Source organism: Paenibacillus paeoniae (assembly GCF_003388735.1).
Lineage (GTDB): Bacteria > Bacillota > Bacilli > Paenibacillales > Paenibacillaceae > Pristimantibacillus > Pristimantibacillus paeoniae.
This window is the reverse complement of the sequence record NZ_QUBQ01000002.1, coordinates 283,012-295,998: the sequence shown is the minus strand read 5'-3', so window position 1 is coordinate 295,998 and position 12,987 is coordinate 283,012. Positions and strand designations below refer to the sequence as shown.

Genomic DNA, 12,987 nt, shown 5'->3' with positions numbered 1-12,987 from the left:
CCCTGCACGACGTCAAATATTTGGAGAACGCGAAGCTTGTGCTTACGTCGAGATATTCGGCACTTAGGTTTTTGAAAGTTACATGGAGTGTGAAATCTAGTATGGCAGCTTTAGGAAATCAAAAAATCAGACACTTCTTCTGTTCTAATTATGGATATTAGGGATCTATAAAGAATTATTAGATGAAGTGAAAACAGAGGCTTGGGGGAAAAACGAATGAGTAATTTGCACAATATGAAGCGCGGCCCGATCATGTTTGCTCTGATTATCGGCATGTTTGTTGCAGCTTTAAATGAGACGCTAATGGGCAATGCCCTTCCCGAATTGATGAAATCTTTTGACGTGTCTGCGGCGACGGCTCAGTGGCTTTCCACTGCTTACATGCTCGTTGTTGGCGTGCTTGTTCCTGTGACTGCAATCCTGCAGCAATGGTTCACGACCCGCCAAATCTTTTTGTCGGCGATGGTACTGTTTTTCGTCGGAACGGTCACCTCGGCGATTTCGCCAGAATTCAGCGTGCTGCTGGTCGGACGGGTCATTCAAGCGATAGGAACGGGCATGCTGCTGCCGCTTGTCATGAACGTCATCATGACCATTTATCCGCCGGAAAAGCGGGGAGGCGCAATGGGAATGTTAGGACTCGTCGTTATGTTCGCGCCAGCGATTGGCCCGACCATATCGGGTTTAGTAGTTGATGGGCTTTCGTGGCGGTGGCTGTTTTACCTTGTAATACCGTTTGCGCTGCTCTCTATTATTATAGGAGCTGCGGTCTTGAAGAATGTGTCGGAAGTGACCAAACCGAAGGTAGACTTCCTATCCATCGTGTTGTCGACGATCGGCTTCGGCGGAATCGTCTATGGGTTCAGCAGTGCTGGTGAGCATGGTTGGTCGGAACCTCAAGTCATCTGGACGATCGCCGTTGGCGGTGTTTCTTTGTTGCTGTTCATCTGGAGGCAGCTATTACTAAAGCAGCCTGTCATGGATTTGCGTGCGTTTCGTTATCCGACATTCGCACTTGTCGCAGTGCTGCTTTTTGTACTCATGATGACATTTTTCTCTTCGGCCATTATGCTCCCGATGTTTATGCAAGGCGTGCTTATGGTAACGGCGTTCAAGTCCGGATTGATCCTTCTTCCAGGAGGAATTGTGAACGGGATTATGGCTCCGATCTCAGGCAAGCTGTTTGACAAGTTTGGGCCTCGTGTTCTGGTCATTCCAGGGTTGGCCATTGCCGTCATTTCGTTGTGGCAATTCACCCGATTCGACGAAACGACAAGCACGAGCTTCCTGGTAGCCGTTCATATTGCTCTGATGATTGGCATCGCGCTAGTCATGATGCCTGCACAGACAGCTGGACTTAACCAGTTGCCAAGCCATTTGCACCCCCACGGAACTGCGATCTTGAATACGCTGCAGCAGGTATCCGGCGCAATCGGCACTGCTCTGTATATCAGCATTATGTCTGGTGGACAGAAGCAGTACTTGAACGAAGCGAACGATCCACAGGCTCCGGCAGAAATCGCGAATGGGCTCGCGTTCGGTATTAACAACGCATTTTGGTTCGGTGTCATCATCGCACTCATTGCGCTCGCACTCGGTCTCTTTCTCCGTAAAGAGAAGTCGCCGGAGCATGAACAGGCGGCAGGATGAATTAGGCCGATCGTCTAGAGACATTCATAACCATAAGAAAAGTGAGGAAACTATATATGAACGATTTTTTTAATGCATCCATTTGGGAAAAAGTGTGGAAAGACGAATCCGATTTGAAAATCAACAGGATGAAAAAGAATGGAATCGATCCTACCCGAACGTTTGATCAAAAGGCCAAGACATTCAACGAGCATTCGTTTAGCGAAGAGGGAAGAAAACGAACGAAACGAATCATGAACTGGCTGGAAGGACAAGGCGTGCCATTCGAAAATGCCTCTATTCTGGATATTGGCGCCGCATCGGGCGTGTTCTCGGTGCCGTTTGTGGAGCGAGGGGCCCGTGTAACCGCGGTAGAAACCTCTCCTCCGTTGATCGAATTGCTGGAACAAAACATTTCGAAAATCGCTGAAGGCCAGGTGAAGATTGTACCCGAACCATTTGAAAAGATTGATGTAGAGGCCATCGGCTGGAGCAAGGCCTTTGATCTCGTCTTTGTCTCCATGAGTCCGGTTATTCACAATTGGGAGAGCGTCGAGAAGGTGCTTCAGTGCGCTCGAAAGTTCTGTTATATCAGTATGCCTATAGTTCCAACGGAGCACAGCCTAGTGAGTGAGATTTGGCCGCTCGTCACAGGTCAACCTTTTCATTCGGAACTATCGGAAATGGGATATTTGCAGCATCTACTGTATCTAAAGGGTTATGCATACGAATCATTGATTACCCGGGAAGTGAAGACGAGGGAAGTCTCCAGAGAAACGGCGTTGCAGGAAGCGATGACATGGCTTGGCCATCGTCGTCTGCCTGTTGATGAGCGGAATGAGAAGATCATTACCGATTATTTGATGCAAGCGTACCCTTCGGGCAAAGTTGTCATCCAAGAGGGCGGACGCTTTGGCAAGGTACTGATTCGATTGCAGGATCAGCACATGTATACGAGAGAGGTTTGAAAAATGATCCATTCATGGGAGGAATAGGATCGCGCATACCTTTCTCAACGCTTGGATATCGCCGACCATAGTGTGCTTGTTTCCTTGGGGGTGAAGAGGGGTTAAATGAACAGCGCGTGGTGGTATGCTTGAATCTGATGAATATAAAGATGTGGTCAAAAGGGACATTGTCGAGGCTAAAAGGTTGAATATTACAAGAGGACGTTTTTTAAGTGCACTGAACTCGATTTGGGAAGAAGAGAAATATCAAAAACCGGAATTAATGGAGCTGTCAAAGGAGGGTGATAGCTGCACTATCGGGACTTGCAGTATATAATTTGGTTCGTAAAAATTAAATGTTGTTGAACGGCTCCCGTCATTTAACGGATAGGGTCGTTCAACTTACGAATCTCCAACCTCTTTACTTTTAAGAAGCGTGATGGTATATTGAGTTCTATAGATATAGAACTATAGAAATGAAAGTTGGGAGGTGACATGAATGGGAGTAAATCGAGAAGATATGGGACAAGCGGTTAAAGTGTTTAAAGCTTTAGGGGAACCTACCCGGTTGAAAATCGCCTTGCTGCTCGCGAAAGAGAGTAATTTATGTTTTACCGCCATCGGTGAACAGCTTGAATCGGTTGCAGGCTCGACGCTATCTCATCATTTGAAGCAACTGACGGAGTCTGGCTTGATTGATTTTCGTAAGAGTGGTTCGTTTATTCACTATAACGTCAATCGAGACATCGCGGAAAAATTTGCGCCCTATTTATTGGCGTAATTTTTTTGATCATCATTTCTATATTTTTAGAACTATAGAATTAAAGGGTATACCCTATTAAGAAGGAGAGAATGATTATGAGCGTTCAAACGAATACGATGGAGATTGGAATTAGCACATTCCTCCATGCAAATCCCGGAAATGGCGGTGTCTCGCACGCCCAGAGGCTGCGCCAGGCGATAGAAGAGATTCAATTGGCTGATCAAGTCGGCCTGGACGTCTATGCCATCGGCGAGCATCATCGCATCGATTATACAAGCGCGTCGCCAGCCGTCATTCTGGCAACCGCTGCTGCTACAACGAAGAGGATTCGGCTCTCTAGCGCAGTGACGGTGCTATCTTCAGATGATCCGGTGCGAGTATATCAGGACTTTGCCACGCTGGATGGTCTAACGAACGGGCGAGCGGAGATCATGGCCGGACGAGGTTCATTCATTGAGTCGTTTCCGCTATTCGGCTATGATTTGAAACATTACGAGGAACTGTATGAAGAGAAGCTAGAACTGCTGTTAAAAATCCGCGCTTCCGAAAAGGTGACCTGGCCCGGCGGTCATCGCCCTGCTATTGATAACATGGGTATTTATCCGCGTGCACAACAGGAGCTTCTGCCTGTCTGGATTGGTACGGGCGGCAGTCCGGAATCCGCCATTCGGGCTGGCAGGCTGGGACTTCCGATTATCTTCTCCATCCTGGGCGGGATGCCGGAGAGATTTGCACCTTTGGTGCAGTTGTATAAGGAAGCAGCGATGAAAGCTGGTCACGATCCCAGCAAGTTGCAAATCGCTACGCATTCGCATGGCTTTATTTCAGATAAGACTCAAGAGGCAACAGAACGATATTACTCGGTTATGGCCGCTCAAATGAACAAGATTGGACGGGAACGAGGCTGGCACCCTTACTCACGTGACACATACGATGCGGCCAGCAGCCTTCACGGCGCTCTTTATGTCGGGGACCCCGAATATGTTGCAGAGAAAATCGTACTGCTGAATCAGAACCTAGGCTTAACCCGATTTTTGATGTACGTTGATTTCAGTTCGTTGCCGCATCGTGACTTGCTGCGGACCATTGAACTTCTCGGAACCAAAGTAGCGCCGATTGTTCGGAAAGAGCTCGCCCGTCAGTCCGATAGCCGTAACGCTTAAGCCGCGAATGAATGTTGGAGTAAAGAGTCTGAATGAGCTTGAAATAGCGTTGGCGAGTAGAACAGCTTATTTTTTTAAACATGATTTCTATAGATTTAGAACTATAGAAATAAAGAGGAGATCATTTAGATGAGAAATTCACGGAAAATTTATATTCTTGCCATAATCAGTTTTTTAGTCGGAACTTCGGAATTTGTAATTGCCGGCATTTTGGATATGCTGGCAAGTGATCTTGGGGTGTCAGTAGCGGCGGCCGGACAGCTGATAACTGTCTACTCGCTTGCTTATGCCGTCGGTACTCCGATTCTTATTGCGCTCACGGCAAAAATGGATCGAAGAAAGCTTATGTTGTTGGCCTTGGGTTTATTTTTCGTAGGAAATTTGATTACTATTACATCTACAGGATACGGCATGTTGATTGGAGCAAGAATTCTGTTGGCGATCAGCACGGGGGTATTTATGGTCGTCGCTCTGACCGTTGCGGCCAAGATATCTCAACCTGGAAGACAGGGCAGCGCTATCGCTACCGTACTCTTGGGCTTTAACCTTGCGCTGATTCTCGGGGTTCCGCTGGGAAGGATTATTGCGAACTCGTATGATTGGAGAATCATCTTCATGGGGATAGGAGCACTCAGCTTGCTCGCGATGTTTGTCCTATTGCTGACGATTCCGAAATCGGAAGGAGAGGTTCCCGTTCCGATTCGGGAACAGCTCGCTTTATTAAAAAATCCAGGCATCCTGATCGCCCTGTCCATCAGCTTTTTCTGGATATTAGGATATATGATTCTGTACACCTATATAACACCGTTTCTTCTGACAGTTACGGGGATGAGCGAGCGGATGGTAAGCGTCGGGTTGTTTGCATTTGGTCTGGCCAGTCTCGTAGGCTCCCAAGTTGGCGGCTTCGGTGCAGATAAATGGGGTATCCCCCGCACGATGATTGGTAGCTTGCTCTTTCACTCCGCGATCCTATTTTTATTAACAGCGTTTGCCCATTCGACCATCTTCGTATTGCCGTTGCTTATGTTGTGGTCCTTCTTCGCTTGGTCGATGGGGCCGGTTCAACAAGTTTATTTAATTGGCATGGCTCCCCAAGCTTCGGGGATCATCTTGAGTTTGAACAGTTCTATCATTCAGTTGGGCATGGCCGTAGGTGCTGTAATCGGCGGCGTCGTTGTAGAAAACATCTCTCTGAACGCAGTCGGTTGGCTTGGCGGAATTGGCGTCGCAATTGGGCTCATCCTGGCTGTCTACTCCTTATCCATGCGTCGTAGAGCTGCTACGAAACAAAATGGAGCGTAACCGATAAACCGCATAGCTATTAGGGTACTGCTATTTGGATCATTATGTAATATAATCACTTTTGTATAACGATGAGCAGCTATGATTTTACGGGAAGCATGTATCGAAGGACAGCACGATCTCGTATGTGATATTTGCGAAGTTCAAGATCGACCTATTTGATAGTCACTTAGAAAGAGAGGCGTTGTCATGCCTTTTACATTCGCACATCCGCTGTATGCAGCGCCTCTAAAGCTGGTGAAACCTGGAATGGTCAGTTTGACGGGGTTGATCCTGGGCAGCTTGTCGCCTGATTTTGAATATTTTATAGCTTTAGAGCCTTATCAGACAATTGGCCATAGCGGGCTTGGCTTGTTGATACAAGCAATACCGTTAAGTCTTCTTTTGGCATTATTGTTCCATTATCTGATCAAAGCACCCTTGGCCGATCACTTGCCCGGATTCCTCGGGCTTTCGGGGAAGGCAAAAGGAATTATTGACCGTTATCCTTGGCGAATGAAGAGATGGGGAGACTGGTCAATCTTCCTTGTGTCGGTTGTGATTGGCTTTGCGACTCATGTGTTTCTGGATGCCTTTACCCACTATGGCGGATACTTTGTTGTGAGGTGGACGATACTGAGGGAGACATTGTTCGGCTTCCCTGTATTCAAACTGCTACAGCATGGCTTATCGTTAACGGGCTTGGCGGTGTTCGCCATTATGGCGTTGGTCTGGCTGAGACGGCCGTCATCCGAAGATTTAAGGGATATTGGCCGAGGTCGTGTATCCGCTAAAGCAAAGCTGTTGTATTGGGCTATCGTTGGGTTGACCGTTGTGGCAACTTCTGCGAGCAAGCTTCTTTTCTCTACGTCCGGCAATTACATCGGAATGCTTGTTGTGTCGCCGATAAGCGGATTCTTTTTGGGACTGGTCCTGGCTTCAATTTGTGCTCGTTTATGGAGGAAATAGAGATAGAGAAGGATAAGGAATTATGGAAACAGATGATAGAATTAATCTGAGCCGTTCCACCAACAAGATTGTTTGGAGATCATGATGGAAATGGAACGGGTTTGACTTTGCTAACTGTATGAAATATTATTACAGTATAGTTTGAAAGGAGGCCGCGGTACGATGCGAAGCGAATTTACGGTAGCGGTCCATTGTCTGGCGCTGCTTGCCTATTTGCCGGAACATCGGGCCAGCAGCGAGCTTCTTGCCCATAATGTATCCACGAATCCGACGCGTATTCGGAAAATTATGAGCACGCTCAAAAAGTCCGATTTTGTGAAAACAAAAGAAGGGATCGGCGGAGGTTACGAATTGAATTGTAATCCGGCCGAGGTTACGCTGGCAGTCGTGTACCGGGCGATATGCGGAGGCACCTTGAAGCCGCATTGGTCGTCGGGCAACCCGGAGGAACAGTGTCTGGTATCCGCTAATATGGCGCTTGTTATGGACGGTTTTTTTCGGGAAGCAGAACTTCATTACGAGGAATATCTGGAGCGCAATACGCTTCAGACGGTATTGGAACGATTGAGACAATGCCAACAGAAAACAGCAAGAGGTGAGTCCCATGTCCATGATTAATGAAAACAAGGATGGTGCAAAAGCAGGCCCGTCCTTCAGCATACCGCTATCCGTTCTTGACGTATCGCCGATTGTGCAAGGTGGCACGGTAGCGGAATCGTTGCGCAATACGCTGGATCTGGCACAGCATGCGGAGCGCTGGAATTATAACCGTTATTGGCTTGCGGAGCATCATAATTCACCGAGCATCGCAAGCTCGGCTACATCGGTCGTAATCGGGCATGTCGCTGCCGGCACATCAAGCATTCGAGTTGGATCGGGAGGCATCATGCTGCCCAATCACGCACCGCTTGTTATTGCGGAGCAGTTCGGTACGCTGGAAGCTTTGTTCCCAGGGCGTATCGATTTGGGGCTGGGCCGTGCGCCGGGCACGGATCAATTGACGGCAACAGCGCTGCGCGGCGTAAGGGGCAGCAATGGAGGCAACTTCCCAGAGCAGCTGGAGCAGCTTCGGGCTTATCTTAATCCCAGCGGAGCAGAGGTAGCGATGCCGGTCAGAGCGATTCCAGGCGAAGGAGCAAACTTGCCGATCTGGCTGCTTGGTTCCAGCGACTTCAGCGCCATGCTGGCGGCACAGCTTGGCTTGCCGTTCGCCTTCGCGGGCCACTTCTCGCCTACGTATACGGTTCCCGCTATGAATCTGTATCGCAACAACTTCCAACCGGGCGTGCTGGACAAACCGCATGGTATGGTTGCGGTCAATGTGGTAGCTGCAGATACCGATGAAGAAGCCACATATCTGGCTACTTCGATGCAGCAGCTATTCCTCGGATTCGTCCGCAATCGTCCGGGTCCGCTGCCGCCTCCAGTCCGGGATATCGACCAACTGTGGACAACGCAAGAGAAGCATATGCTGCAGCAGCAGCTTGGCTCCTCCATTGCCGGTAGTCCAGAGACGGTGAAGGCGAAGCTCGATCAATTTATCGAGGCGACTGGCGCTGACGAGATCATGATGGCCGCTCATATCTATGATCACGCGGCGCGTCTGCGCTCCTATGAGATCATTGCCGGATTGTAACACCGATTCATTCAAATAAAATGGAGGCTGTCTCTAAGGTCAATTGCATTGACCTTTTGAGACAGCCTCTTTGAGTGGGGGGAAGACTTTTGCGGGGGATAGTTGTAATTGAACACCGCTATTACGCTCCAATCGACGACGGAGCTTAATTAGGTTGCCATACACTACTAATTCGCTCCAATCGCCGACTTTGCCCAATTAGTTGTGCCACACACCGCTAATTTACTCTATTAGTCAACTTAGCCTCTTTAACGTTGCCATGCACTACTAAGTTCGTTCAAGCCGAACTCCGAATAACTTACCGAACGAAACATCGCGGCAACTGTTTTTGATCCTTGTATGGGATCATATTATTCTGCTGCCATAGTTGAATCGTCCGGCGGGCGAAAGCCTCTTCGCAACTCCGCTATAGAGAAGCCAAAATCCATCTGAAGATGCGGATAGTCCTTAAATCCCTCCCAGTCGCCTCCCCAACTGAAACCAAGATCTTTGGCAATCGCTACGACTTCCATCCAATCCGGCTTTCCGTTTCGGTTTCCATCGTACTCCAGATCCCATATGGCTTTTCCTTTAGGTGTCAGAAGCGCAAAGTCGATAGCAAGTCCATAATTGTGATAGGAGCCACCACCCTTGACATGAGTAACAATGGGTCCTTTGGTCGTGCGTCCTTGTTCATACAAAGCATCTTGATCTTCATGACTGCGATGTCCGTCCGTAATGAGTATGCGAATGCCAAGTTCGGCCGCTTCAGCGATTAGTTCTTCTTTTTTCAATAATACATACGGATGAAGCTCTGTAATGGGCGGTGCTTCTTTAGTAATAAACGGGATAGAGCGCTCCACACGGTCGCTCCAACTTCTGTATATGGAGGCTGCAAGCATCAAAATAAACAAGAAAATAATCCAGTTTCGAAGCTGCTTTCGACGTCGAGGAATGCGTTGCTGCGGCCAATGAGGAGGCAGCGGCGGAGGCGAGCTTTGTTGCATTTGAGCCATTCACGATCTCCTTTTACTTAAATAGTTGGTTCTATCGTAATGGACACCGGGTCTGAACGCAACGTGCGGAGGTCGAGGATATGTCATTACACGGCTTGTCTGATTCAGCATATGTTGAGGTTGTTCAAGACATCAAGCTGAGCGAAGGAATGAATATTGCTTCTAACTGAATAGAAACTGTTTGCAAATGAACTAATCATCATTGAAATTATTACATTTGGCAAGAGAAAAAACGCGTTGCTGTTCTAGGTCTTTTGTTATAAAAAAAATGTATTTTTACATCAATAGATATAGGTATATAAGAGAATATGTGGTATATTTCAAATTGTGTGTAGCCAAATCTATCATTTATCTAAGGAGTGGAAGTTTTGAAGAAGAAATGGACATCGCTATTGGCTGCTTTTGTCATGGTTTTTGTATTGGCAACAGGCGTGCAGGCACAAGGCAACACTGCAACTGCAAGTGAAGCAGTGAAAGTATGGATTAACGATGATGAAGTTCAATTCGGCGCGAACGCCCCTGTTGTAGTAAACGGGACAACGCTGGTTCCGGTAAGAGCTGTACTGGAATCGTTAGGCTATGCACTGGCTTGGGATGAAGATGAGCAAGTAGTAGTTGCTGAAAAGTACGGCTTTTCGATTGCGGTACAAATTGGAAACCCGGTGGGAGGCGTTAACGGGGCTTCAAAGGAACTCGCGATTGCTCCTCAAATTCTAAAAGGTTCCACGTATGTCCCAATTGCTTTCATAAGTGAAGCTATCGGTTACGAGTTGAAATGGGACGCTGCAAGTCGCACTGTTCTATTATCCAAAGAAGCAAGCAAAGGCTATCTATGGAAAGTAGAGAAGGACGGAGCAGAGGTTTATCTGATGGGTTCCATCCATGTAGGTGACCCTAATCTGTATCCGTTGCGCGATGAAGTGGAACAAGCCTTTGATGATGCCGATCATTTGGTAGTGGAAGTTGATATAACCAAGGCAGGAGAAGAGTCGGTACAAAAAGAAATTGCAGCGATTCAAGTATACTCAGATGGTTCAACATTGAAGGATCATGTAAGTGGAGATACTTATGCGCGCGTTCAATCTTTTCTTGAAGAGATTGGTTTAGAGAGTAATGCATATGATACTTATAAACCTTGGTCTGTAAATCTTGATATGACGAATTACGCAGCAGCAGTAGCCGGCTACCAAGGCGGAATTGGCATCGATATGTACTACTTGAACAGAGCTCTCGCAACTGAAAAGCCAATTTTGGAGCTGGAGTCATTTACTTCTCAATTGGGATTGTTCGATAGTTTTTCGAAGGAATTGCAAGAGTCGCAGTTGAACGAAACCTTAGACGGAATCTTCGGTGTGAAGGAAACAACAGAACCGACAATAAACGCATTGGCCGACTTATGGATCCAAGGCGACGATAAAGGACTGGAAGCTCTAGTTTCTGAGATACAAAAACAAGAAGAGTTTTACGAGAAGCTGATCAAGAAACGTCATACTGGCATGCTGGAGAAAATTGAAGGTTACTTGAATAATGAGAAGAAGGAATCTTATTTCGTAGTAGCTGGATATCTTCATATGCTGGGCAAAGACGGCTTGGTCACGCTGTTGCAAGAAAAAGGATATACAGTTACACGTATCTAGTGTCTTTAACTTTATGAAACAAGGCGGTCCAGTTGAATGGGCCGCCTTTGCTTTGCGCTTGAGGATTATCTTAATTGAGGAGTTGCTTTAAGAAATAGTGAAACATAAACTAAAACGAACCTTTAAACATATTGGAATGGTCATACTTGGTGTATTCATCGTATTTATCGTATTGATTATCAAGGAAACATGGATGGATCAAAATAAATTAAGTCTGATGCGAACGGATATTGTACAAAACTATTATGATGAAACGAAACTTCGCGACATCATGAAGGAACAACTGGGCAAGGATTACTTAGGTGAGTTGGAGCAGGATTTCGACCATTTTGTAATGAGCATTGTGACCGAAAGATTATCCGAATACGAACCTGAGAGGAATAAACGCTATAACACCTTTATGTCGAGCGATAGAATGCGCGAATTTCATGAAGATGCTACCGACCAGTCGGCAAGCACTAGCGGTTATGCATCAGATGAACACACGTATTACTTGCAACTCCCACGATTTTATAACGGAATTACTTATAAAAAAGTAAAGTCGCTCGTTCCTGAGATGAAACGCTATAACCGTTTAATTATTGATCTTCGCGATAATGGCGGTGGGCATGTTACAGAATTCGCAAAGGTTGCAGAACTGTTTGTCCCCAAAGACGCACATTTGTATAGCCTGACCACCAGCAAAGGTGTAACGAAAATGTACTCTTCTAATGAATCTCCTTTGATGTTTGAACAAATTGTCATTCTTATCAACGATAATACCGCCAGTGTATCCGAACTGTTTATTCTAGCGCTAACTGGAAATCTGGATAACGTGACCCTTATCGGTACAGAAACGTACGGGAAGGAGGTTGCCTACTCCATTCGCGAATTCAAGGATGATTCTGCACTGCTATTTATTACCTCTTTGATGGAGGGCCCCAATGGGATGAAAATTGATGGACCAATCAAACCAGATGTATATATCGGACGTACGAAGGATGAATATCAATCTATTCTGGATGAGGCCTTGCGCAAAGAAGTGAGTGAGAAGGATAAGGAGGAGCAACTTCATGCGGCTATTAAGTATTTGAACCAAGGCACTCCATAATTGGCTAACGACCCGTATGAAAGAGTAGTTCTGAAGCAACAAGAATACTGGATCAGCAATAAACCAATCATAGTATTCAAGTTAATAGAGAATGCTTGCTTATAACATATGACCGCTGTTTGACTAAGAGACTGGCAATGTCGCTTGTTGTAATGGATGGCCTGTCCAAGCCGCAAGTATTCGACGGAACTTTCGATGAATATGAGGCCAGTCAGCGGCTGAGGGACATGCCTGCAGAACAGTTAGTCTTTTAGCAACCGGTATAAATAGTCCACAGAGCGCATAGCATATTCCTGTCTGATCAGTTTGCCGTTTCTCAGCACGATCAGGCAAGGGACGCTTCCGATTTGCCACTGCTCTCTTAGTCGGGGAGTAAAGTTGATGTTAGTCTTATATAGCGGAAAATCGATACCAGCGGCTTCGGCAATCTCCAGCATACGTTCCGCGACTTTGCAGGTGCCGCACATTGGTGTGGTGAACAGAATAGCCGCCCGGGCGATATCGGCGTGATTGAGTTGAAGCAGTTCCTTCTCGGCAAGCTCTTGAAGAGGCAATTCGTGATGCTCCTTTCCGTCAAGGGTTTATGTTTTTCATCATATCAAATTTTTCATTTTTTTTCGAAAAAAAATGAAACCAGATGAAACGTTGCCCCGTATAGATCACATGTACAGCACAAAACCATGAATGTTATATACTCCAAAGGGGAGTAGCTCATACAGTAAAGTCGTCATTACGAGAATAATTTTATTCTCCGGCTTTATTGGCAACGCATGAAGCTTGCGTTGTTTGCGAGACCTTTGTCTAGTGTTTTTTTACACTTAGGCAGAGGTCTTTTTGTGTTCATGGACTGGTGGGGTTAGGGAATAACAAATTGTAG

The 12,987-nt window shown here is 46.6% G+C and carries 12 protein-coding genes; 10 read left to right on the top strand and 2 right to left on the bottom strand.

The window, feature by feature from the left end; translation table 11 throughout:
* Positions 1 to 216: 216 nt before the first annotated feature.
* From DX130_RS13835 to DX130_RS13795, 8 genes are all read left to right on the top strand, one after another.
* Entirely contained in the window at positions 217 to 1,650 is a 1,434-nt protein-coding gene (locus DX130_RS13835; protein WP_116046348.1) for an MDR family MFS transporter, read from the top strand.
* Between the two features lie 56 nt (positions 1,651 to 1,706).
* Positions 1,707 to 2,597: a class I SAM-dependent methyltransferase gene (locus DX130_RS13830; RefSeq protein ID WP_116046346.1), complete on the top strand. Its 891-nt coding sequence runs from the start codon at positions 1,707 to 1,709 to the stop codon at positions 2,595 to 2,597.
* Between the two features lie 478 nt (positions 2,598 to 3,075).
* The gene (locus DX130_RS13820) at positions 3,076 to 3,357 is read left to right on the top strand and encodes an ArsR/SmtB family transcription factor (protein ID WP_116046343.1); all 282 of its coding nucleotides are present in this window, start codon (positions 3,076 to 3,078) and stop codon (positions 3,355 to 3,357) included.
* 77 nt (positions 3,358 to 3,434) lie between these two features.
* The gene (locus DX130_RS13815; protein WP_116046342.1) at positions 3,435 to 4,502 is read left to right on the top strand and encodes an LLM class flavin-dependent oxidoreductase; all 1,068 of its coding nucleotides are present in this window, start codon (positions 3,435 to 3,437) and stop codon (positions 4,500 to 4,502) included.
* 129 nt (positions 4,503 to 4,631) lie between these two features.
* Positions 4,632 to 5,804, top strand: coding sequence for an MFS transporter (locus DX130_RS13810; protein ID WP_116046340.1), 1,173 nt, complete (start codon positions 4,632 to 4,634; stop codon positions 5,802 to 5,804).
* A 189-nt stretch (positions 5,805 to 5,993) separates the two neighbouring features.
* A complete protein-coding gene (locus DX130_RS13805) occupies positions 5,994 to 6,752 on the top strand; it encodes a DUF4184 family protein (protein ID WP_116046339.1) in 759 nt (252 codons plus the stop codon).
* 162 nt (positions 6,753 to 6,914) lie between these two features.
* The gene (locus tag DX130_RS13800) at positions 6,915 to 7,370 is read left to right on the top strand and encodes an RrF2 family transcriptional regulator (RefSeq protein ID WP_116046337.1); all 456 of its coding nucleotides are present in this window, start codon (positions 6,915 to 6,917) and stop codon (positions 7,368 to 7,370) included.
* A complete protein-coding gene (locus DX130_RS13795; RefSeq protein WP_116047183.1) occupies positions 7,363 to 8,388 on the top strand; it encodes an LLM class flavin-dependent oxidoreductase in 1,026 nt (341 codons plus the stop codon). Before DX130_RS13800 ends, DX130_RS13795 begins: the two co-directional genes overlap by 8 nt.
* A gap of 350 nt (positions 8,389 to 8,738) precedes the next feature.
* Here the strand turns inward: DX130_RS13795 and DX130_RS13790 are convergent, their stop codons facing one another.
* Complete coding sequence (locus DX130_RS13790; RefSeq protein ID WP_420818521.1) at positions 8,739 to 9,383, bottom strand: M15 family metallopeptidase; 645 nt, start codon at positions 9,381 to 9,383, stop codon at positions 8,739 to 8,741.
* A gap of 368 nt (positions 9,384 to 9,751) precedes the next feature.
* On the opposite strand from DX130_RS13790, the gene DX130_RS13785 reads away from it, so the two are divergent.
* Entirely contained in the window at positions 9,752 to 11,020 is a 1,269-nt protein-coding gene (locus tag DX130_RS13785; RefSeq protein ID WP_116046335.1) for a TraB/GumN family protein, read from the top strand.
* 193 nt (positions 11,021 to 11,213) lie between these two features.
* Entirely contained in the window at positions 11,214 to 12,110 is an 897-nt protein-coding gene (locus DX130_RS13780) for a S41 family peptidase (RefSeq protein ID WP_165861279.1), read from the top strand.
* Positions 12,111 to 12,352: 242 nt separating this feature from the next.
* On the opposite strand, the gene DX130_RS13775 is transcribed toward DX130_RS13780, so the two are convergent.
* Positions 12,353 to 12,664, bottom strand: a complete 312-nt coding sequence (locus DX130_RS13775; RefSeq protein ID WP_116046332.1) for a thioredoxin family protein — start codon at positions 12,662 to 12,664, stop codon at positions 12,353 to 12,355.
* Positions 12,665 to 12,987 lie beyond the last annotated feature (323 nt).

What these genes read in the sequence shown, in the direction of transcription:
- DX130_RS13835 (WP_116046348.1), top strand. Translation starts at nt 217, where the DNA reads ATGAGTAATTTGCACAATATGAAGCGCGGCCCGATCATGTTTGCTCTG.
- DX130_RS13830 (WP_116046346.1), top strand. Translation starts at nt 1,707, where the DNA reads ATGAACGATTTTTTTAATGCATCCATTTGGGAAAAAGTGTGGAAAGAC.
- DX130_RS13820 (WP_116046343.1), top strand. Translation starts at nt 3,076, where the DNA reads ATGGGAGTAAATCGAGAAGATATGGGACAAGCGGTTAAAGTGTTTAAA.
- DX130_RS13815 (WP_116046342.1), top strand. Translation starts at nt 3,435, where the DNA reads ATGAGCGTTCAAACGAATACGATGGAGATTGGAATTAGCACATTCCTC.
- DX130_RS13810 (WP_116046340.1), top strand. Translation starts at nt 4,632, where the DNA reads ATGAGAAATTCACGGAAAATTTATATTCTTGCCATAATCAGTTTTTTA.
- DX130_RS13805 (WP_116046339.1), top strand. Translation starts at nt 5,994, where the DNA reads ATGCCTTTTACATTCGCACATCCGCTGTATGCAGCGCCTCTAAAGCTG.
- DX130_RS13800 (WP_116046337.1), top strand. Translation starts at nt 6,915, where the DNA reads ATGCGAAGCGAATTTACGGTAGCGGTCCATTGTCTGGCGCTGCTTGCC.
- DX130_RS13795 (WP_116047183.1), top strand. Translation starts at nt 7,363, where the DNA reads ATGATTAATGAAAACAAGGATGGTGCAAAAGCAGGCCCGTCCTTCAGC.
- DX130_RS13790 (WP_420818521.1), bottom strand. Translation starts at nt 9,383, where the DNA reads ATGGCTCAAATGCAACAAAGCTCGCCTCCGCCGCTGCCTCCTCATTGG.
- DX130_RS13780 (WP_165861279.1), top strand. Translation starts at nt 11,214, where the DNA reads ATGGATCAAAATAAATTAAGTCTGATGCGAACGGATATTGTACAAAAC.